General features: G+C 62.6%; 21 protein-coding genes and 1 tRNA gene. 8 read left to right on the plus strand and 14 right to left on the minus strand.

What is annotated here, in order from left to right; genetic code table 11:
- The first annotated feature begins 24 nt into the window (after nt 1–24).
- From R2N03_RS18190 to R2N03_RS18200, 3 genes are all read left to right on the plus strand, one after another.
- A complete protein-coding gene (locus R2N03_RS18190; protein ID WP_316659244.1) occupies nt 25–342 on the plus strand; it encodes a hypothetical protein in 318 nt (105 codons plus the stop codon).
- 153 nt (nt 343–495) lie between these two features.
- A complete protein-coding gene (locus R2N03_RS18195) occupies nt 496–984 on the plus strand; it encodes an aminoacyl-tRNA deacylase (protein WP_316659245.1) in 489 nt (162 codons plus the stop codon).
- A gap of 30 nt (nt 985–1,014) precedes the next feature.
- Entirely contained in the window at nt 1,015–1,245 is a 231-nt protein-coding gene (locus tag R2N03_RS18200) for a CDGSH iron-sulfur domain-containing protein (RefSeq protein ID WP_316659246.1), read from the plus strand.
- Between the two features lie 109 nt (nt 1,246–1,354).
- Here the strand turns inward: R2N03_RS18200 and ettA are convergent, their stop codons facing one another.
- The 11 genes from ettA to petA form a co-directional block, all read right to left on the minus strand.
- On the minus strand, nt 1,355–3,022 hold the full coding sequence (gene ettA / locus R2N03_RS18205; RefSeq protein ID WP_316659247.1) for an energy-dependent translational throttle protein EttA: 1,668 nt from the start codon (nt 3,020–3,022) through the stop codon (nt 1,355–1,357).
- A gap of 132 nt (nt 3,023–3,154) precedes the next feature.
- Nucleotides 3,155–3,523: a cytochrome o ubiquinol oxidase subunit IV gene (locus tag R2N03_RS18210; protein WP_316659248.1), complete on the minus strand. Its 369-nt coding sequence runs from the start codon at nt 3,521–3,523 to the stop codon at nt 3,155–3,157.
- Entirely contained in the window at nt 3,524–4,165 is a 642-nt protein-coding gene (cyoC, locus tag R2N03_RS18215; protein ID WP_316659249.1) for a cytochrome o ubiquinol oxidase subunit III, read from the minus strand.
- A 3-nt stretch (nt 4,166–4,168) separates the two neighbouring features.
- Nucleotides 4,169–6,148, minus strand: coding sequence for a cytochrome o ubiquinol oxidase subunit I (gene cyoB, locus R2N03_RS18220; protein ID WP_316659250.1), 1,980 nt, complete (start codon nt 6,146–6,148; stop codon nt 4,169–4,171).
- 9 nt (nt 6,149–6,157) lie between these two features.
- A complete protein-coding gene (gene cyoA / locus R2N03_RS18225; protein ID WP_316659251.1) occupies nt 6,158–7,135 on the minus strand; it encodes a ubiquinol oxidase subunit II in 978 nt (325 codons plus the stop codon).
- A gap of 776 nt (nt 7,136–7,911) precedes the next feature.
- A tRNA-Thr gene (locus R2N03_RS18230) sits at nt 7,912–7,987 on the minus strand.
- Between the two features lie 29 nt (nt 7,988–8,016).
- On the minus strand, nt 8,017–8,511 hold the full coding sequence (locus R2N03_RS18235) for a ClpXP protease specificity-enhancing factor (protein ID WP_316659252.1): 495 nt from the start codon (nt 8,509–8,511) through the stop codon (nt 8,017–8,019).
- Nucleotides 8,512–8,571: 60 nt separating this feature from the next.
- Nucleotides 8,572–9,183 (minus strand): glutathione S-transferase N-terminal domain-containing protein, encoded by a 612-nt coding sequence (locus tag R2N03_RS18240; RefSeq protein ID WP_296228769.1) that lies wholly within the window; start codon nt 9,181–9,183, stop codon nt 8,572–8,574.
- A 150-nt stretch (nt 9,184–9,333) separates the two neighbouring features.
- Nucleotides 9,334–10,080, minus strand: coding sequence for a cytochrome c1 (locus R2N03_RS18245; protein WP_316659253.1), 747 nt, complete (start codon nt 10,078–10,080; stop codon nt 9,334–9,336).
- A gap of 37 nt (nt 10,081–10,117) precedes the next feature.
- A complete protein-coding gene (locus R2N03_RS18250; RefSeq protein WP_316659374.1) occupies nt 10,118–11,521 on the minus strand; it encodes a cytochrome b in 1,404 nt (467 codons plus the stop codon).
- Complete coding sequence (petA, locus tag R2N03_RS18255; RefSeq protein WP_316659254.1) at nt 11,521–12,129, minus strand: ubiquinol-cytochrome c reductase iron-sulfur subunit; 609 nt, start codon at nt 12,127–12,129, stop codon at nt 11,521–11,523. The genes R2N03_RS18250 and petA overlap by 1 nt, the downstream gene beginning before the upstream one ends.
- A gap of 245 nt (nt 12,130–12,374) precedes the next feature.
- On the opposite strand from petA, the gene mscL reads away from it, so the two are divergent.
- Nucleotides 12,375–12,800: a large conductance mechanosensitive channel protein MscL gene (mscL, locus tag R2N03_RS18260; protein ID WP_316659255.1), complete on the plus strand. Its 426-nt coding sequence runs from the start codon at nt 12,375–12,377 to the stop codon at nt 12,798–12,800.
- A 16-nt stretch (nt 12,801–12,816) separates the two neighbouring features.
- On the opposite strand, the gene R2N03_RS18265 is transcribed toward mscL, so the two are convergent.
- Nucleotides 12,817–13,563 (minus strand): Nif3-like dinuclear metal center hexameric protein, encoded by a 747-nt coding sequence (locus R2N03_RS18265; RefSeq protein WP_316659256.1) that lies wholly within the window; start codon nt 13,561–13,563, stop codon nt 12,817–12,819.
- 19 nt (nt 13,564–13,582) lie between these two features.
- On the opposite strand from R2N03_RS18265, the gene R2N03_RS18270 reads away from it, so the two are divergent.
- The gene (locus R2N03_RS18270; protein WP_316659257.1) at nt 13,583–14,794 is read left to right on the plus strand and encodes a Do family serine endopeptidase; all 1,212 of its coding nucleotides are present in this window, start codon (nt 13,583–13,585) and stop codon (nt 14,792–14,794) included.
- A gap of 453 nt (nt 14,795–15,247) precedes the next feature.
- On the opposite strand, the gene R2N03_RS18275 is transcribed toward R2N03_RS18270, so the two are convergent.
- Complete coding sequence (locus tag R2N03_RS18275) at nt 15,248–16,363, minus strand: porin (RefSeq protein ID WP_316659259.1); 1,116 nt, start codon at nt 16,361–16,363, stop codon at nt 15,248–15,250.
- A 333-nt stretch (nt 16,364–16,696) separates the two neighbouring features.
- Nucleotides 16,697–17,839 carry an ABC transporter substrate-binding protein gene (locus tag R2N03_RS18280; protein WP_316659260.1) on the minus strand — a complete coding sequence of 381 codons (1,143 nt, stop codon included), beginning with the start codon at nt 17,837–17,839 and terminating at the stop codon, nt 16,697–16,699.
- 95 nt (nt 17,840–17,934) lie between these two features.
- Here R2N03_RS18280 and R2N03_RS18285 point away from each other — a divergent pair, with 95 nt between their 5' ends.
- The 3 genes from R2N03_RS18285 (at nt 17,935) to R2N03_RS18295 (ending at nt 21,373) form a co-directional block, all read left to right on the plus strand.
- Complete coding sequence (locus tag R2N03_RS18285) at nt 17,935–18,636, plus strand: response regulator (protein WP_316659261.1); 702 nt, start codon at nt 17,935–17,937, stop codon at nt 18,634–18,636.
- On the plus strand, nt 18,636–20,147 hold the full coding sequence (locus R2N03_RS18290; protein ID WP_316659263.1) for a sensor histidine kinase: 1,512 nt from the start codon (nt 18,636–18,638) through the stop codon (nt 20,145–20,147). Before R2N03_RS18285 ends, R2N03_RS18290 begins: the two co-directional genes overlap by 1 nt.
- A gap of 119 nt (nt 20,148–20,266) precedes the next feature.
- On the plus strand, nt 20,267–21,373 hold the full coding sequence (locus R2N03_RS18295) for an ABC transporter substrate-binding protein (protein ID WP_316659264.1): 1,107 nt from the start codon (nt 20,267–20,269) through the stop codon (nt 21,371–21,373).
- The last annotated feature ends 83 nt before the right edge of the window (nt 21,374–21,456 follow it).

A 21,456-nucleotide genomic window follows, 5' to 3' on the forward strand; every position in this document is an offset into this window, starting at 1 on the left:
CTCGTAACCGCAAGGAGAAGCACCATGAAACGCACACTGCTCGCATTCGTTCTGGGTGGCGCCGCGCTGTGCGCCTCGACGGCGGCGCTGGCGCATGTGGATGTCGGCGTGTCGATCGGCGTACCCGCACCGGTTTATGTGGAGCCCGCGCCGGTCTACGCGCCGCCGCCGGTGGTGTACCGACCCGCGCCTGTCTATGCGCCGGCGCCCGTGATCTATGGCGGCTACTACGGTGACGACTGGCGTGAACGCGCATGGCGCCGCCACGAACGCCGCGAGCACGAATGGCGTGAGCATGAGTGGCGTGAACATGAATGGCGCGAGCGCGGCGGTTGGCGCTGAATCCTGCTGATACGGCAATGCCCACGCGGGCCGCTCATCGACGAGCGGCCCGTTGCTTTTGTACGCCGTCCGTATGCCCGCGGCAAACCGACCTATGCTGACGTAGCGGCCACCGCAATCCCGCCCCGGCCGCGAATCGATCGGGAGGACGCCATGTCGATCTCCAGTACCCTCGACGGCTGCCTGCGCAGCAAAGGCTGCCTATACGAGGTGATCCGTCATCCGCATACCCACACCAGCACAGAAACCGCACAGACCGCGCATGTTCCGGGCGACCGCCTGGCCAAGACGCTGCTGCTCGAAGACAAGCTGGGTTATGTCGCCGCCGTGCTGCCGTCGACGTACCACCTGCATCTAGCGGAGCTGCAACGCGAATCCGGCCGGCAGGATCTCACGCTGGCCGATGAGTCCGAATTGCGGGAGGTCTTCAGGGACTGCGACGTGGGTGCCGTGCCGCCGGTGGGCATGGCCTATGGCATGCCGACCTACATCGACAGCAGCCTGATGACACACGGCGACATCTACTTCGAGGCTGGCGATCACGAGAACGTCGTGCACATGGACATGGACCAGTTCATGGCCCTCATGCGCGACGCCAAGCCCGCGCATTTCGCGTACCGGATGCAGGGCATCCTGTTCTGAAAAGCCACTTGACTTGTACCGGAGGCCATCATGGCCAATGACGCGGTCGTCACCATCCGCAATGACGGGCCGTACCACATCAAGGGGCGCTTTCGCATCGTCACCCAGGGTGGGCGCGAATTCCCCGTCGAAGAGGGACAGGCGTGGCTCTGCCGTTGTGGACATTCACAGAACAAGCCGTTTTGCGACGGCTCCCACAAGCGTGCCGGGTTCGACAGCAATCTTGACGCGCCGACGGCTGAACCCTCGCCTGAGGCGTGATCGCAAAGGCCGCGGGGAGCGGTTGGAACCGGTTCGAGAGGCGCGCCGTACCTGTGTACCGCGCGCCTTGCGCCATCCGATCGGACTGTGCGTTGAGTTCCGAACGGTCTTAGCGCACGACCGGCTTGTAGCGGATGCGCTTGGGCTTCGCACCCTCCTCGCCCAGGCGCTTCTTCTTGTCGGCTTCGTATTCCTGGTAGTTGCCCGGGAAGAATTCAACGTGCGAGTCGCCCTCGAACGCGATGATGTGCGTGGCGATGCGGTCGAGGAACCAGCGATCGTGGGAGATCACCATCACGCAGCCGGCAAACTCGAGCAGTGCATCTTCGAGCGCACGCAGCGTTTCCACGTCGAGGTCGTTCGACGGTTCATCCAGCAGCAGCACGTTGCCGCCCGAGATGAGCGTCTTGGCCAGATGCAGGCGCCCACGCTCGCCACCCGACAGCGTGCCGACGTGCTTCTGCTGATCGCCACCCTTGAAGTTGAAGCGGCCGATGTAGGCGCGCGAGGGCGTCTCATATCGGCCCACCGTGAGGATGTCCGAGCCGTTCGAGATTTCTTCGAAGACGGTCTTGTCGGCGGAAAGCGCGTCGCGGCTCTGGTCAACGTAAGCCAGCTTGACGGTCGGGCCGATCTTGATGGTGCCCGCGTCCGGCTGCTCCTTGCCGGTGATCATGCGGAACAGCGTTGACTTGCCCGCACCGTTCGGGCCAATGATGCCGACGATGGCGCCCGGCGGAATCGTGAAGCTCAGGTTGTCGATCAGCAGACGATCGCCGTAGCTTTTGCTGACGTTGGTGAACTCGATGACCTCGTTGCCCAGACGCTCGCCGGCCGGGATGAAGATTTCCTGCGTCTCGTTGCGCTTCTGGTATTCCTGGCTGTTCAGCTCGTCAAAGCGGGCCAGACGCGCCTTCGACTTGGCCTGGCGGCCCTTCGGGTTCTGACGCACCCATTCGAGTTCTTTCTTCAGCGCCTTCTGGCGGGCCGATTCGGTCGATTCTTCCTGCTTCAGGCGCGTCTCTTTCTGGTCCAGCCACGAACTGTAATTGCCCTTCCAGGGGATGCCGTGACCGCGGTCGAGTTCGAGAATCCACTCGGCGGCGTTGTCGAGGAAGTAGCGGTCGTGGGTGACGGCCACCACGGTGCCCGGGAAGCGCGTGAGGAACTGTTCGAGCCAATCCACCGATTCGGCATCCAGGTGGTTGGTCGGTTCGTCGAGCAGCAGCATGTCGGGGCGGGACAGCAGCAGCTTGCACAGCGCGACACGACGCTTTTCGCCGCCCGAAAGGTGCTCGATCTTGGCGTCCCACGGCGGCAGGCGCAGTGCGTCGGCGGCAATTTCCAGCTGCAGCTCGACGTTGTCGCCAGCGCCCGCGGCGATGATGGCTTCCAGACGCGCCTGTTCTTCGGCGAGCTTGTCGAAATCGGCGTCCGGTTCGGCATAGGCCGCATAGATGGCTTCGAGCTGCTTCTGCGCGTCCATCACCTCACCCATGCCGCTTTCCACTTCTTCGCGCACGGTCTTGGCGGGATCGAGCTGCGGCTCCTGCGGCAGGTAACCGATGTTCAGATTGGGCATCGGCGTGGCTTCGCCCTCGATGTCCTTGTCGAGGCCGGCCATGATCTTGAGCAGCGTCGACTTGCCCGAGCCGTTCAGGCCGAGCACGCCAATCTTGGCGCCCGGGAAAAACGACAGCGAGATGTCCTTGAGGATCTGGCGCTTGGGCGGGACGATCTTGCCCACGCGGTTCATGGTGAAAACGTACTGTGACATGGCGAAAAAAGCGGGGTAACGCGCGTGAAATTGGGAACCCGCGGAGTGTAGCAAAGCCAAGACGCAACGCCGCGCGGGCAAAAGAAAAGGCGCCCGCTTGGGGCGCCCTTCCGGTGCAGCAAGAGGCAGGCCTCAGTGCATCATCATGTTGGCGTTCATGTTGTGCATGACCCACAGCGAACCGACGATCACGATCGCCAGGATCAGCAGCGTGAACAGGAAGGCCATCACGTTCCAGCGCTGGGCAGAAGAACCGTCCAGATGCAGGAAGTAGATCAGGTGCACGACGATCTGCACAACGGCGAGTGCCATCACCGTCACCAGCAGCGTCTGGTGCGAGTAGCCGCCGTCCATCACCATCTTGAACGGGATGACCGTCAGGATCACGGCCAGCACGAAGCCGATCAGGTAACCCTTGACGGTCGCATGACCGGCGCCGCCGGCTGCATGGCCGTGCGCGTCATCATGCGCGACGGCGGTCGTTGCATTGGTGTGTTCCATTTACATCGCTCCCAGCAGATACACGACGGTAAACACGCCGATCCACACCACATCCAAGAAGTGCCAGAACAGGCTCAGGCACGACAGGCGGGTCGATTGCGTCGGGGTCAGGCCCTTGACGCCAATCTGCCACATCAGGACGGCGATCCACAGCAGGCCGCTCGCCACGTGCAGGCCGTGGGTACCGACCAGCACGAAGAACGACGACAGGAATGCGCTGCGGTTCGGGCCGGCGCCTTCGGAAATCAGGTGGTGGAACTCGTTGATTTCCATGCCGACGAACGCGGCGCCCAGCAGGAAGGTAATGCCGAGCCACAGCATGACCTGATCCTTGCGGCCGTTCTGTACGCTGATCATCACCATGCCGTAAGTGATCGACGACACCAGCAGGATGCCGGTTTCGATCGCGACATAGGACAGGTCGAAGAGCTCCTTGCCCGTCGGACCGCCCGCCGTCGCGCCACGCAGGACGCAGAACGTGGCGAACAGCGACGCGAAGATGATCAAGTCGCTCATCAGGTACACCCAGAAGCCGAAGACCTTGGTGTCTGCGGCGTCGTGGTGGTGCGCATGGTCATGCGCGTGGTCGTGGCCGTGCGCGTGACCGTGCGCGGCGTGACCGTCTAGAACATTGGAAGCCATGGTTTAAGCCTGCGAACCGATACGTTGGAAGTAGGCCGACTCGGTCTCGTGAACCTCGTGAGCGGGCACGTAGTAGTCGATGTCGTCGTTGTTGCTGCGGAGGATGAAGCTGCCGATCATGCCGACCAGACCCAGCACGGCCATCCACCAGATGTGCCAGATCAGCGCGAAGCCCATCACGATCGAGAACATGCCGATGAAGAAGCCGGCGCCGGTGTTCTTCGGCATGTGGATCTTCTCGTAGCTCGGTGCGACCTGCGTCAGCACTTCACCGCGCGCCTTCATGTCGGCAAAGGCGTCGATGTCACGGATGACCGGCACGCGGGCGAAGTTGTAATGCGCCGGCGGCGAGGACGTTGCCCACTCCAGCGTACGGCCACCCCACGGGTCACCCGTCAGATCCGCCAGCGCATGGCGATTGCGGATGCTAACGAAGATCTGGATGAGCTGCGAAGCGATGCCGCAGGCGACGATCGCAGCGCCGATCACGGCGACGATCAGCCACGGCTGCCAGGCCGGGTTGTCGGTATGGTTCAGACGGCGCGTCATGCCCATGAAGCCCAGCACGTACAGCGGCATGAAGGCCATGTAGAAACCGACGAACCAGCACCAGAAGGCGCGCTTGCCCCACTTCTCGTCCAGCTTGAAGCCGAAGGCCTTCGGGAACCAGTAGGTGATACCTGCCAGGTAACCGAACACCACGCCACCGATGATGGTGTTGTGGAAGTGAGCGATCAGGAACAGGCTGTTGTGCAGCAGGAAGTCCGCACCCGGCACGGCCAGCAGCACGCCGGTCATCCCGCCGATCACGAAGGTGATCATGAAGCCGATCGTCCACAGCATCATCGAGTTCAGCTCGACGCGGCCGCGATACATCGTGAACAGCCAGTTGAAGATCTTCACGCCCGTCGGGATCGAGATGATCATCGTCGCGATACCGAAGAACGCGTTGACGTTCGCTCCCGAGCCCATGGTGAAGAAGTGGTGCAGCCACACCAGGAACGACAGCACCGTGATGCCGGCGGTCGCCCACACCATCGACGTGTAGCCGAACAGCTTCTTGCGCGAGAACGTCGAGACGATTTCCGAGAACATGCCGAACGCCGGCAGGATCAGGATGTACACCTCGGGGTGGCCCCAGATCCAGATCAGGTTCACGTACAGCATGGCGTTGCCGCCCAGCTCGTTCGTGAAGAAGTGCATGTCCAGATAGCGGTCAGCACCCAGCAGCGCCAGCGCCACGGTCAGCACCGGGAAGGCCGCGACGATCAGGATGTTGGCGCACAGGGCGGTCCAGGTGAAGATCGGCATGCGCATCAGCTTCATGCCCGGCGCGCGCATCTTGAAGATGGTCGCGACGAAGTTCACCCCAGTCAGCAACGTGCCTAACCCGGATATCTGCAGCGCCCAGATGTAGTAGTCGACCCCCACGTCAGGGCTGTAGGCCAGTTCCGACAGCGGCGGGTATGCGAGCCAGCCGGTGCGGGCGAAGTTGCCGACACCCAGCGACACGTTGATCAGCACCACACCTGCGGCGGCCAGCCAGAACGACAGCGTGTTCAGGAACGGGAACGCCACGTCGCGCGCTCCGATCTGCAGCGGCACGATCAGGTTGATCAGGCCCGTCATCAGCGGCATGGCCATGAAGAAGATCATGATCACGCCGTGCGCGGTGAAGATCTGGTCGTAGTGTTCCGGCGGCAGATAGCCGGCACCACCGCCCGAGGCGAGCGCCAGTTGCGAGCGCATCATGACGGCGTCGGCAAAGCCGCGCAGCAGCATCACGATGGCCAGAATGCAGTACATCACGCCGATCTTCTTGTGGTCGACCGAGGTGATCCACTCATTCCAGAGATACGACCACTTCTTGAAGTAGGTGATCAGGCCGAATACACCTGCGCCACCCAGCAGAATGGCCGATACCGTCACGACCACGATGGGCTCGTGCAGCGGAATGGCCTCCAGACTCAACTTGCCAAACATCGTCAACTCCTAGGAATTCTTGCGCACAGCGGTGGATGCCGGCAGAGCCGACTGCACCGGAGCCGGGTCCGAAATCGTCTCAGCCGTCTCCACGGTGCAAGTCGCGCCACCGAGAGCCTCATCGAGCGTCAGGACCTTGTCCGAGTCGCCCATGTATTTGTGCAGGATGCTGTGGTACAGCATCGGGTCCACCGAGGCGTACATCGTCGGCGGCACTTTTTCGCTCGGCTTGGCCAGCTCGGCGTAGCCTTCCTTCGTCAGGCTTTGCGACGAAGCGCGAACCTGCTTGACCCATGCATCGAACTCGTCGTTCGTCATGGCCGTCGCCGTAAACTTCATGCCCGTGAAGCCCGCTCCGCTGTAGTTGGACGAAAAGCCGTCGAACTTGCCGGTCTCGTTGGCAATCAGGTGCAGCTTGGTCTGCATGCCAGCCATTGCGTAGACCTGGCTACCCAGTTGCGGGATGAAGAACGCGTTCATCACCGTGTCGGACGTGATCTTGAAGTTAACCGGGGTGTTGGCCGGGAACGCGAGCTGGTTGACCGTGGCGATCTTCAGATCCGGATAGATGAACAGCCACTTCCAGTCGAGCGAAACCGCCTCGACGGTAATGGGCTTCACGTCCGATTCGATCGGCTTGTACGGATCGAGCGCGTGCGTCGAGCGATAAGTGATCACGCCCAGCACGATGATGATCAGGCACGGAATCAGCCACACCACGGCCTCGATCGCGTTGGAATGCGACCAGTCCGGCTCGTAACGCGCCTTGGTGTTGGTGGAGCGGTACTTCCACGCAAACACCAGCGTCAGCACGATCACCGGGATCACTACCAGGAGCATCAGGCCGGTGGCCACCAGGATCAGCGTCTTCTCCTCCGCCGCGATCATCCCCTTCGGATCCAGGACCGTCAGGTTGCAGCCCGCCAGCAGGAGCGGGAGGCTTGCGGCCAGAAGCCGCTTCATATGTGGAACGAGTGTGTTCTTCATGTCTTGCACAATTGCGCCGGCGGTGCTTCCGGCCATCACGGGAGCCTCGCAGCCCAAACTGCAGCCACAGGCGGAAAAACGCGGGAAATGAGGGAGGACCTGGTTACCGGCACGTCGGATTCGCCAATGTGCGACTGCAGGTCTTCGATCACCTCGGGCGCCGGTCAGGCAAAAGCTGAATCCAACGCCCTCTGTTGCCGAGGCGGGCTTCGCTCATGCCGGGCACGAGCGACGCCGAGCGCCGCCGCGTCGCACAAAGCGGCGGACGACAGATCGGGGGCGGATGGAGTCGAAGCAGGCACTACGTCAGGCGCTCGTTGGGGGAGCGCGGTTGGAGTGGATTGCGGACGCGATATTACCGCCAGACGGCGCTTGAGATCGCGCAATTTGCTCAGGCAGAGACAAAGCGCGGTCGGTTGACAAGCCTCGTCCGCCCTACATCTCTAGGGTTTGCGCGGCTTTGCGGGTAAGCAAATCGAAAGTGCTTGTTGTTGCACTGCGACAATCAGCCACAGTGGCGCGCAGCCTACGGTGCCCCCAGATGTGCGCCCGCGTGCTCAACCAGTGCGCGCCCCTTCGAGGCGCGGCGCAAGTCAGTTATGCATCACTTTCCGGTGCGCTGCCACTTCACATGGAAGCCGGCCCTCGCTGTCGACTCGACGTGTTGGATGCAATCCCGTTGCATGCCGAGTGACGCAGGACAGTCCTGCCCGGAACGACGCTCGGGATGACCAACAAATAAAACGGCCTCCGCAAGGGAGGCCGCTTCATGAGACTGGTGCCGGCTGCAGGACTCGAACCCGCCACCTGATGATTACAAATCAACTGCTCTACCTGATGAGCTAAGCCGGCAAAGAACCGCGATTCTAGCGCAACGCGCGTTACTTGACGACCTTTAATGCCGGTTTGCCGCCGATGCGCGGCACGTTAGGTGGCGGCTCATCGTCGGGGCTGCCGTCTGCTTCGGCGGGAACCGGAGCCGGTGCCGATTCCGTATCCACTGCAGCCAACTTCGGCGGCGGATTGTTCTCGCGTTCAGTCGCAGCCGCTGTGGTGGGCGCGCTGCGCTCGACCGGGAAGGCCATGCCTTGGCCGTTCTCGCGTGCATAAACGGCAAGTACGTTCTCGACCGGTACCTCGATCTTGCGCGACACACCCGAGAAACGGGCGTGGAACGTGATCCAATCGTTGCCCATGTCGAGCTGGCTGGTCGCGTCAAAGCTGACGTTCAGCACGATCTCGTCATTTTTGACGAACTCGCGCGGCACGTTGGTGCTGTTGTCGACAAAGACAGCAATGTACGGCGTGAAGCCGTTGTCCGTGCACCATTCGTAGATGGCCCGGATCAGGTAGGGCTTGGTCGAAGTTTCCGGCATGGTGACATTGATAACCGTTGAGCGCGGCCGCGCGCAGGCGCGGCCGGCAACCGGCCGCAATCAGCGGCGCATGACCTTTTCAGACGGGGTCAGCGCTTCAATATATGCCGGGCGGCTGAAGATGCGTTCCGCATACTTCATCAGCGGGGCGGCATTCTTCGACACCTCGATGCCGTAGTGGTCCAGGCGCCAAAGCAGCGGCGCAATGGCTACGTCCAGCATCGAGAACTCTTCGCCCAGCATGTACTTGTTCTTCAGGAAGATCGGGGCGAGTTGCGTGAGACGGTCGCGGATGGCGGCGCGTGCCTTCTCGTGCGACTTCTCGGCAGCCTTGCCCTTTTCGTTCTCGAGCACGGAAACGTGCGTGAACAGTTCCTTCTCGAAGTTGAACAGGAACAGACGGGCGCGGGCGCGCTGCACCGGATCCGCGGGCATCAGCTGCGGATGGGGGAAGCGTTCGTCGATGTACTCGTTGATGATGTTCGACTCGTACAGAATCAGATCACGCTCAACCAGGATCGGCACCTGGCCGTACGGGTTCATCACCGCGATGTCTTCCGGCTTGTTGAAGAGATCGACGTCGCGGATCTCGAAATCCATGCCCTTTTCGAACAGGACGAGGCGACAACGCTGCGAGAACGGGCAGGTGGTGCCCGAGTACAAAACCATCATGGTTGTAGTTCCTTGGCGCATGGACCGGGGGCGGCCCGATGACGGTACAGCCGCGGCGATAGAACCCCATCACCACGGCACAAAAGCGAAAAGGCAAAGGGCTAGGACCAGTTCAGCACCGGCCTAGCCCTTGCCCGGAAAACACGGATTTTACTTGATGTCCTTCCAATAGGCCGCATTCAGGCGCCAAGCGAGCACGAAGAACGCGCCGATGAACAACAGCACCCACACGCCGAGCCGCTTGCGCAGGTTGCCAGCAGGCTCGGCCATCCAGTCCAGATAAGTGACGAGGTCGGCGACGGCCTGGTCATATTCGACCGAGCTCATCTTGCCTGGCGTGACCTGTTCAAAGCCGACCAGCTTGTGCTCGGGCTCACCGCCGTGCTCAGACTTGACCGTCTCGTACTTCGGCACGCGCTGGCCCTGCAGTTCCCACAGCACATTCGGCATGCCAACCTTGTCGAACGCCAGGTTATTCCAGCCGGTCGGACGCGTGTCGTCACGGTAGAACGTGCGCAGGTAGGTGTAGAGCCAGTCGCTGCCGCGCGCACGCGCGATCACCGACAGGTCCGGCGGCACGGCGCCAAACCACTTCTTGGCGTCCTCGCGATCCATGGCGATGCGCATCGTGTCGCCGACCTTGTCGGAAGTGAACAGCAGATTCTGCTTGATCTGCTCTTCCGTCAGGCCGATGTCGCGCAGGCGGTTGTAGCGCATGGCGCTGGCGCCGTGGCAGTTCAGACAGTAGTTGACGAACAGCTTGGCGCCACGCTGCAGCGCAGACGTATCGCTGGACTGATTCGGCGCCGGATCAAGCGGCACGCCGCCTTCACTGGCCATCACGGGCGCGGCAAACACGAGACCGGCCAAGGCGAAAATCGCAAGCAGCTTTTTCATTCTTGTGTCCTTCAGGTGACCTTGTGCTCGGCTCGAATCAGTGCGGCGTGAACGTGACGCGCTCTGGCACTGGCTTGAACGTCCCGATCTGGCTCCAGATCGGCATCGCGAGGAAGAACGCGAAGTACACGATGGTGCCGATCTGCGAAATGATGGAACCGACCGGGCTCGGCGGCTGGATGCCCAGATAGCCCAGCACCGCAAAGGCAATCACGAAGAGAACCAGGAGCACCTTGTGGAAGCCCGGGCGATAGCGGATCGACTTCACCGGCGACTGGTCCAGCCACGGCATGAAGAAGAAGATCACCACCGAGCCTCCCATCACCACCACGCCCCAGAACTTGGCGTCGATGAACGCAAAGCCCAGCGCCAGGATCACCGCCACAGCCACCGCCACGCCCTTGACCTTCATGCTCTTGGAACGCACGAACAGCAGGCCCAGCATGATCGCGACGAAGCCCCACAGCCACGGCAGGAAGTCCGACGTGGTCGCGCGCAGCATCGAGTAGAAAGGCGTGAAGTACCACACCGGCGCGATGTGCGGCGGCGTCTTCAGCGAGTCTGCCGGAATGAAGTTGTTGGCTTCCAGGAAGTAGCCGCCCATTTCCGGCGCGAAGAACACGATCGCGCTGAAGATGAAGAGGAACACCGCCACACCCATGATGTCGTGCACCGAGTAGTACGGGTGGAACGGAATGCCGTCGAGCGGAATGCCGCGCGCGTCCTTCTTGGCCTTGATCTCGATGCCATCCGGGTTGTTCGAGCCCACTTCGTGCAGCGCGATGACGTGCGCCACTACCAGGCCCAGCAGGACCAGCGGGACAGCGATCACGTGGAACGAGAAGAAACGGTTCAGCGTCGCGTCAGACACCACGTAGTCACCGCGAATCCACAGCGACAGGTCCGGGCCGATCAGCGGAATGGCGGAGAACAGGTTCACGATCACCTGCGCGCCCCAGTACGACATCTGGCCCCACGGCAGCAGATAGCCCATGAAGGCTTCGGCCATCAGGCACAGGAAGATCAGGCAGCCGAAGATCCAGACCAGCTCGCGCGGCTTACGGTATGAGCCGTACAGCATGCCGCGGAACATGTGCAGATACACGACGATGAAGAACGCCGAAGCGCCGGTCGAGTGCATGTAGCGCACCAGCCAGCCCCACGGCACCTCGCGCATGATGAACTCCACGCTCGCGTAGGCGACGGGGATGCCGGCGGCGTTGAGCGTGCCGTCCGGCTTGTAGTTCATCACCAGGAAGATGCCCGTGACGATCTGGATCACCAGCACCAGCAGCGCCAGCGAGCCGAAGAAATACCAGAAGTTGAAGTTCTTGGGCGCGTAATACTCGGAGAGATGCGCCTTCCATGTCTCGGTCAGCGGGAAGCGAGCGTCGATCCAGCCCAGCAGCCCCGTGGTCTCCACCTTTTTCTCGGCCATGATCAAGCCTCTCCTTTCTCGTCTTTGCCGATCACCAGCTTCGTGTCGGACAGGAACATGTACGGCGGGACGTCGAGGTTCTGCGGCGCGGGCTTGTTCTTGAATACGCGGCCAGCCAGGTCGAACGTGGAGCCGTGGCACGGACACACGAAGCCGGGGTCGCCGGCAAGCTGCACGTTGGCGCCTGCGGGGAACGGACCGGACGGAGAGCAGCCGAGGTGAGAACAGATGCCGACCACGACCAGCAGGTCCTTATGCTCGGCGCGAGAACGGGTTTCGTTCTTGCAGTAATCCGGCGTCTTCATGGTGAAAGGCACGTCGGACTTGGGATCGGCGACTTCGGTATCGGTCTTCTTGAGCGATTCCAGCATTTCGGGCGTGCGCTTGAGGAGCCAGACCGGCTTGCCGCGCCATTCCACCACCTTCATCTGGCCGGGGGCCAGGTCGCTTACGTCGGCCTCGATGGGCGCGCCCGCTGCGCGGGCCTTTTCAGATGGTGCGAATGTGCAAACGAAAGGGGCCGCTACCGCCACCCCTCCCACACCACCAGCCACGGACGTCGCAATCAACAGATTGCGGCGACCCTTGTCCACGTTTTGCTGGTCACTCATTCAAGACCCCAGGGTAAGAAATCAAGATAGATTCGCGTCAACCAAAAATTATACCCGAGCGTACCTGGCCAACGATAGCGGTCGCGGGGCGCGCCACTTGCAGATATAGTGGACACGGCGATCGCCCGCCAAGCCAATACTGGCAAGGCTTTGGCTTCTCTATTGCAGCATCGCTTTCAACAATTCAGGTCAACCGATCTGTAGCTTGACCGTTTGTCTCGAATCAAACAATCCGGAGAAAACCGATGGCCCTGATGCAAGACTTCAAGAAATTCGCGATGCGCGGCAACGTAATCGACCTGGCGGTGGGGGTCATCATTGGCGCGGCATTCGGCAAGATCGTCGATTCGCTTGTCAACGACCTCATCATGCCGCTCATCGGCCGCGTCATCGGCAAGCTCGATTTTTCGAATCTGTACATCCAGCTCGCCGATGCACCCGCTGGCGTCCCGCAGACTCTCGCCGACCTGAAAAAAGCCGGCGTACCCGTCTTTGCCTACGGCAATTTCATTACTGTGGCGGTGAATTTCCTGATCCTGGCCTTCATCGTGTTCCTGATGGTGCGCGCGATCACGCGGGTGATTGACGCCAACCCGCCTGCGGCCCCGGCCGAAACGCCCGAAAACATCCTGCTGCTGCGCGAAATTCGGGACAGCCTGAAGAGCAAGTGAGCATGAGCCTCTTGCGTCACACCGGATTCGGGATGTCGATGAAGGTGTGACGCACCCCGAAGCGCTCGGCCAGGTGGTTGCCGAGTGCGCGTACGCCACCGCGCTCGGTGGCATGGTGGCCCGCCCCAATGTAGGCAACGCCCGATTCACGCGCCAGATGCGTGGTCTGTTCGGATGCCTCACCGCTCAGGTAGACATCGACGCCGGCCGCTACCGCCGCATCAAACCAGCCTTGTGCGCCGCCCGTGCACCAGCCCACCGTGCGCACCGGGCGATTGGCCCCGCCAATCACCAAGGGCGTCCGACCCAGTCGCGTCGCCACGGCTTCGGCAAACACCTCGAGGGTGGTCGGCTCCGGCAGTACGCCGATCCAGCCTAATTCGTCGTCACCAAAACGTCCCTTCGGCTCAATGCCCAGCAAGGCCCCCAGTTGGGCGTTGTTCCCCAACTCAGGGTGCGCATCCAGCGGCAAGTGATAGGCAAAGAGGTTCAGATCCTGGACCAGGAGTGGTTTCAGCCGCGCATGCTTCTGCCCGACGATGCGGCCATCCTCCCCTTTCCAGAAATAGCCATGGTGGACGAGGATGGCATCGGCGCGGGCGTCGATGGCGGCTTCGATCAGCGCCAGACTGGCAGTGACGCCGGTCACAATATGGGACACCGTCTCCCGCCCCTGGACCTGCAGCCCATTGGGGCAGTAGTCCCGAAAACGCGCGGCCTGCAACAGGTCGTTCAAGTACAATTCAAGTTCTTTTCGATCCATTTCGACTCAATTTCACCCTATGTTGCGCCGCTTTTGGCTGTTCTTCGCGCAAGCCGTCACGGTCGTGCTCGCCGTCTGGTTTGTGATCGCCACGCTCAAACCCGAGTGGCTGCAGCGCGGCAAGCTGGCAGTGCAGTCCGGCTCGCCCATCGTCGCGCTCAAGGAAGTCGCGCCGATCGGACATGGCGGCGCCTCCAGTAACTCTTACGCCGAAGCCGCCAGGGCGGCAATGCCGGCGGTCGTCAATATTTTCAGCAGCAAGAACGCGCCGAAACGGAGCAACAATCCCCAGGCCAGCGCAGATCCATGGTTTCGCTTCTTCTTCGGTGATCGCGCCCCCGAACAACGGCAGGAACCGACGGCCAGTCTCGGTTCCGGCGTGATCGTCAGCTCGGAAGGCTACATCTTAACGAACCACCACGTCGTGGATGGCGCGGATGAAATCGAAGTCGCCCTGACCGACGGACGCAAGACCAACGCCAAGGTGGTCGGCTCCGACCCCGAAACTGATTTGGCGGTCCTCAAGATCAACTTGCCGAACCTGCCGGCGATTACGCTGGGCCGCCTCGAGAACGTGCGCGTCGGCGATGTCGTGCTCGCCATCGGCAATCCATTCGGTGTCGGCCAGACGGTCACCATGGGCATCGTCTCGGCGCTGGGCCGCAGCCATTTGGGGATCAACACGTTCGAGAATTTCATCCAGACCGACGCAGCAATCAACCCAGGCAACTCGGGTGGCGCACTGGTCGATGCCGACGGCAACCTGCTGGGCATCAATACCGCGATCTACTCGCGGTCGGGCGGTTCGCTCGGGATCGGCTTCGCGATTCCCGTATCGCTGGCCAAACAGGTCATGGAGTCGATCATCTCGACCGGTAGCGTGGTCCGTGGCTGGATCGGCGTCGAACCGCAGGATGTGACGCCCGAGATTGCTGAATCATTCGGCCTCTCGCGCAAGGATGGCGCGCTGATTGCGGCGGTCGTGCAGGGTGGCCCGGCAGACCGCGCAGGCTTGCGGCCCGGAGACATCCTGACCAGCGTGAACGGTGAGTCGATTCCGGATACGACCGCTCTGCTCAATAGCATCGCCCAGCTGAAGCCGGGCGCAGAGGCCAAGGTGGCGGTCTCGCGCAAGGGCAAGCCGGTGGAGCTCACCATCATCGTGGGCAAGCGTCCTCCGCCGACGCGCCGTAGCTTGCCAATGCCGTCGCCGGATGAGGAGGAGCAGTAACCGTAAGCGACGACACGGACAACGGAACGGCGGCCAATGTGCCGCCGTTTTTTTATACCTCGGGAGCGATGAAGCGCGAACGGCACTGCATGCCCCCCTAGCTCAGCAACCGCAAACACGAGGGGGAAGTCATGGCCCGCCGCATGCCCTGGCGGCATTGCAGCCTGCGCTTACCAGTCGCGCTCCCACCCTCCGAGCGTGATCGCAACGGGTTATATACGCTGCACACCCGGCACCGTCGCGTAACGCAACGAACGACGACCTGCTGCCGCCCTGCAGCCGCTCAGCCACAAGCCAGCGCGGGCGCGCGCGCAGGTAGGTTGTGCTATCAAAAACTGCGCGTCCCGCTACACCCTGACGCGCGATCCATCTCGCAGAAAAAGAAAAACGCCGACTCCTTTCGGAATCGGCGTTTAACCGTTTAACTCGAGGCGCCCTTACGAGCGCGTCAAATTAGAACTTGTGGCGAACACCAACCACGGCGCCAAACTGGTTGGCGTTGCCGTTCGTCGGGTTCGAGAACACATTGTTGCCGCCCGACAGGGACGTGTTAGCGTACGAATCGCTAGCGTTCAGACCCAGCACGCCCAGGCCCGAACCGCTGCTGTTCTTAGCATAGGCCAGGTTGACGTAAGCGTCGGTGCGCTTCGACAGCGCGTAGTCCGAACCCACCACGAACAGCCACGGGTTGCCGGCGTTGCTGTTCTTGAACTGTTGGTAGTAAGCCGTGCCCATCAGCGACAGCGCCGGGGTCACTTGGTAGCCCAGACCAGCCCAGTACAGGTTCGAACGCAGGTTGCCGTTGCCAGCGATGGTTGCGTAGTTGGCCTTGTACCAACGGTAGCCAGCGTACAGCTTGGCCGGACCGAAGGCATAGGTACCGCCGATCGTGGCGCGTTGTTCCTTGTTGTCGACCGTGCCAGCAGCAGTGCTGTTCGATTGGTCGTACACGACGCCCACGCCGAACGGACCACCAGCGTAGTTAGCACCCAGGCTCCACTCGCGGCCCAGCTTGTTCAGGCCAGCTTGCTCGTTACCGTCACGGTTGAACGAGTACAGAGCGTTGACGCTCAGGCCACCGAACGTACCGATGTACTTGACCGAGTTATCCGCACGACCGGCCATGAAGGCGTCTTGCGAAGCGACCGAGTAGCGCGTTGCCAGAGCGTTCGGGTCATAGTTCAGCGAGAAGTCGTACAGCAGGTTCGTCTGACGACCCAGGGTCAATTGGCCCCACTGGCCTTGCAGACCAACGTAAGCAGCGCGACCGAACAGACGGCCACCTTGAGCCGACGTGCCGTTGTCAACGTTGAAGCCGCTTTCCAGGTTGAAGATACCCTTCAGACCGCCACCCAGGTCTTCAACGCCACGCAGGCCCCAACGCGAGCCCGACAGGTTGCCCGAATCCAGACCAAAGCGCGAGGCACCACCGTTGTTGGCGGCGTTCGGCACCTTGTTTGCGTAGGTCAGACCAGCGTCGACCACGCCGTACAGGGTCACGGAGGATTGTGCATAGGCGCCACCGGCGGCCAGAGCTGCAACAGCAGCTGCAAACAGTTTCATCTTCATATCGACACTTTCCTTGTCAACTGATTGGGAAATCTTGACTGTCCTTATGGACGACGCAGGAACCTCACGTCTGACCGCATTATGGGCCAGCGATGACGGATTCTGGAAACCCTTTCTGGCTCTGGAGCACGATTTGCAGCCGAGTTGTTGCTCATGGGCAACACGCGGCGGCGCCTCCAGGCAGGCGGCGGGAACAGGCTTTTGGCGCAGTGGCGCGGGGGTTGGCGGGCAGTTGTCGGGGTGACGAGCGCAACAAAAAGTGGCGCTTAGGTGTCGACAGGAATTGTCGCCTCTACGCCTCGCCGGGATCTAAAGTGACTCATGATCTTCATTTCATCGCCCGATTGAGGCGTGCCAACGCTTGAGGAAATCGGCACGGCGGAGTTGATCTTGATGGGCGAGTAAACCCGGACCCACGGGAATCGGCCGATGCGTGTCGCCCAGCTCGGCGAGGAGCCGCTTTGCGGTCAAGCCGGTTTCGACGTCCTGACGCAGCGAAAACAGAAAGGCGCGGTCTGCCATCACGCCTTGTCCCTCGCGCGAGAGCATGAAGTCGAGCCATAGGCGTGCGGCGTTGGGACGCGCGGCGCGGCGAGCGATAAACGCAACGCGCGTGGCGACCAATGTGTAGTCAGTCGGCATCTTGACGGCGAGCGCCGGGTTGCGATCGGCATAGCGCGCCGCGTATGACCCGATCACGTTATAGGCGAGCAGGCTTTCGCCGGAAGCCACGCGCTCGAGCATGGCAGCCGTGGTGATGTACAGATTGACGTTGACGCCACCCAATGCCCGGGCAACGTCCCAGAAGACGGGCGTGGTGCGCGCGTCTTCGGCGGCAAACAGGAAGGCGGAGCCAGAGTGCTCGATGTCATACGAGGCAACGCGACCTCGCAGCAGATCCCGGTGGCCATCAAGAATGCGGGCGAAATCGGCGTGCGTGGAGGGAACCAGGTCGGCCGGCAACTGGCGCGTGTTGTAAACAAAGACAACCGGCTCATAGCTCGTCCCATAGGCCTCGTTCTTCCAGATCGCCCATGCCGGCAAGTAGGGGCGCTCGGGTGACGCGTACGAAAGCGCGTGGCCATCATTCACCAGCTTGAACTGCTCCGGCATGGCGGAGCTCCAGACGACATCGGCGCCCGGGGATTGGGTGGCCAGCTCTGCCAGAAAGCGCCGGTAGATGTCATCGCTGTTCTGCTCGCGGTAGTCGACCGTGATACCGGGGAAGCGGCTCTCGAACGCGCGGATGAGCGGGTAGGCCGCCGCGAAGTCGGTCGTCGAGTAAACCGTGACGCGTCCCTCGCGGCGGGCTGCATCGACCATCGCGCCGTAATCGCTCGGGTAATACGACGGCAATGCCTGCGCCGGACGCGCCAGCCATTGCGCGCACGCGTCACGCGCAGTGGCGCCGCTGGCAGCCAGCAACGCAGTGGCCTGGCAAAGCCAGCGGCGACGGGAATTCGAGATGGACGGCATGTGGATCCGACCGCATCGGTTGGACAGTGTGATCGGGATGCGGGCGCCACGCATTATCATAAAAAAGCAGACAGCACGATATTGAGAGACACCCGATGCGGATTTTGCTGGTGGAGGATGAGGAGGAACTGGCCGCGTGGCTGGCACGCGCGCTGGCCCAAAGCGGTTTCGTGATCGAACGCGCCGCCGACGGGGTGTTGGCCGAGGCATTTCTCGGCTCCGGCGAATTTGACGCCGTGGTGCTGGACCTGCGCCTGCCCCGCAAGGACGGCTTTGCGGTGCTGGCTGACATGCGGGCGCGCGACGATCGCACGCCAGTGCTGATCCTGACGGCACAGGGCGCACTGGACGAGCGCGTGCGCGGCCTGAACGCGGGTGCCGACGATTTCCTCACCAAGCCGTTCGCGCTTTCCGAGCTGGAAGCTCGGCTGATGGCCCTGATCCGCCGCAGCCGCGGGCGAGCGTTCCCGCGCCTGCGCTGCGGCCCGCTGGAGTTCGACACCGGGCGCAAGGCGTTCCTCCTGTCGAGCGAGCCGCTGTCGCTCACACCCCGGGAACATGCCGCGCTATCGGCGCTGCTGCATAAGACCGGGCAGCCAATCAGCAAGGTGCATCTGTTCGACAAGGTCTTCAATCTGTACAGCGACTCGAGCCCGGACGCCGTCGAGGTGGTCGTGCACCGCCTGCGCAAGAAGCTGTCGGGCACCGGCGTGCAGATCGTCACGGTGCGAGGGCTCGGCTACATGCTCGAGGCCGGCGCCAGCGATGCAAGCTCGGCCGCCGACAGCAACGCGTGATGCAGCGGCACCCCTGGCTCCGGCTCCCGCGCAGCCTGAAACTCACGCTGCTTTGGCTGCTGCTTCCCGGGCTGGTGGGCGTGCTGGCGATCGATATCGTCTCGGCCTACCAGGCGCTGCGCAGCGCGACCGATCGCGCCTACGACCGTGCCCTGCTCGGCTCGGTCCGTGCCATCGAAAACGGCGTGACGATCGAGCGCGGGCAAGCGCAGGTCAATGTGCCGTACGTGGCGCTGTCCATGTTCGAGTCGACCGCACAGAGCAACGTTTACTACCGCGTGGCCTATGAACTCCCGCCGGGCAAGCCGCCCCAAGCCGCGCTCACAGGCTACGACGACCTGCCGCTGCCCGTGGCGGCCCTGGAAAACGATAGCCCGCTCTTCTACGACGCCCTGTACCACGGCGAGCCGGTGCGCATCGCAGCCGTCGCCAAGCCGCTGTATCAGCCAGGGCTACCGGCACGCATCGTGATCCAGGTGGCGGAGACCATCGAGACGCGCCGCGCGATGCAGCAGGCCGTCTGGCGCGGCACGCTCGTGCGGGATGCGGCGCTGGTGGCGGTCAGCGCGGCGCTGCTGTGGCTGGGCGTGACCGTCGCGCTGCGTCCGCTGAACCGCCTCGCGCGCAGCATTGCCGTGCGCGCGTCGGACGACCTGCGGCCGCTCGACGCGACCGACGTGCCGGCCGAGGTGCGTCCGCTGGTCGAGGCGCTCAACCACCACATCCATCGGTATGAGGAGCTGGCCGAGGCGCAAAGCCAGTTCCTTGCCGATGCCTCGCACCAGTTGCGCACGCCGCTGGCCGTGCTGCTCACGCAGGCAGAGTACGCGCTGCGCGAAGCCGACCCGGCGCGCGTGCGCGAGAGCTTGACCGCCATCATCGCGCGGCTGCAGTCCACCAATCGCCTGACAACGCAGTTGCTGGCGCTCGCGCGCGCGCGTCACGCAGGGCAGGACACACCGCCTGAAACCTTCAGCCTCGGGGACCTTGCCCGAGACGTCGTGCTCGACGCCTTACCCCTGGCGCGCGAGAAGCAGCAAGATCTCGGCTGGGACGACGGACAATCCGCGCCACTGCCCGTTACGGGCTATCCGGCGTTCTTGCGGGAAGCGCTGTCCAACCTCGTGCACAACGCGATCCGTTACACGCCGGCCGGCGGGCGCATCACCGTACGCGTATCAACCGATGGCAATGACGCACTCGTCTGCGTGGATGACACCGGGCCCGGCATGAGCGCAGACGAACGCGCACATGCATTCCAGCGGTTCCGCCGCGCGCACGAGGGGGGAGCCCGTCCAGGCACCCCCAAAGACGGTCGCTACGCCGCCGAAGGTTCGGGCCTTGGCCTGGCCATCGCACGCGCCTATGCGGCGCGCAGCGGCGGGCGCATCGAGCTGGCCGACGGCGAGCCCAACGCACACGGCGGCGTGGGCCTGTCCGCACGGATTCGCGTACCCCTGACGCCCGCCGCGACGCCCATCAAGCATGCTGCGACGCAGCAGGATCAATGAAAGCGTGACGAAAGCGCGCGATTTCTATAATCCGCCGCACCTGGGGCCATCCGTCTGAACTGCGCACCACAAGCAGCCGGCCTCACATCATCACAAGCCAGCAAACAGGAGACAAACCCATGCTTCGTGGACGCTTTACGCCTGCGCACGCCGCGCTCGCTTCGATTGCAGTTGCCGGACTGACTCTCGGCAATGCCGCCTTCGCGCAAGTCCCGGCCGGCTATCCCGCCAGCTATGCCGACACCATTGCCGCCGCCAAGAAGGAAGGCAAGGTGGTGGTCTATGCAACAACCGACACCAAGGCCGCCGACCCGCTCATCAAGGATTTCGAGTCGCTCTACCCGGGCGTGAAGGTCGAATACAACGACATGAACAGCAGCGAGCTGTACAACCGCTTCATCAGCGAGCAAGCCGCTGGCGGGGCGTCGGCCGACATGATGTGGAACTCGTCGATGGACTCGCAGCTCAAGCTCGCGCAGACCTACGCCATGAAGTACGACTCGCCCGAAGTGCCGCACCTGCCAAAGTGGGCCATCTACAAGGGCCTGGCCTACGGCACGACATACGAGCCGGCCGTGTTCCTGTACAACAAGCGCCTGATCAAGGACAGCGAAGTCCCGCAGACGCACGCCGAGTTCGCCAAGCTGGTCAGCAGCCAGGCCGACCGCTTCAAGAACAAGGTCACGACGTACGACATCGAAAAATCGGCCGTGGGTTTCATGATGGCCGCGCAGGACAACCAGGATTCGCCGCACTACTTCGACTTCGTCAAGGCTGTGGGCCCGAACCTGGTGCTGCAGTCGTCCACTGGCACGATGATGGAACGGGTCGCCTCGGGCGAGAATCTGGTGGCCTACAACATTCTGGGTTCGTATGCGATTGCACGCGCCAAGAAGGATCCGTCGATTGGCATCGTCTATCCGAAGGACTACACGCTGGTGGTGTCGCGCGTGGCGATGATCGCCAAGAAGGCGAAGAACCCGAACGCGGCCAAGCTGTGGCTGGACTACATCCTGTCCAAGCGCGGCCAGGAAATCCTCGCCAACAAGTCAGATCTGCACTCGCTGCGTGAGGACGTGTCTGGCGAGGCTACCGCCGCGGGGCTGAAGAAGATCCTTGGCTCGTCGATCAAACCGATCCCCGTGGACGATTCGATTCTGACGTTCCTTGAACCGAAGAAGCGCCTGGATTTCATCAAGCAATGGCGCACCGCCGCCGGCCGCTGATCTGATCTGCTGATCGCAGCCCCCCCTCTCATCTGACCGACCGGCCAGCGCCGCCTGATTCCGGCGCTGGCCCCTCCTGGAGG

Source organism: Ralstonia condita, assembly GCF_958405655.1.
Taxonomy (GTDB): Bacteria; Pseudomonadota; Gammaproteobacteria; order Burkholderiales; family Burkholderiaceae; genus Ralstonia; species Ralstonia condita.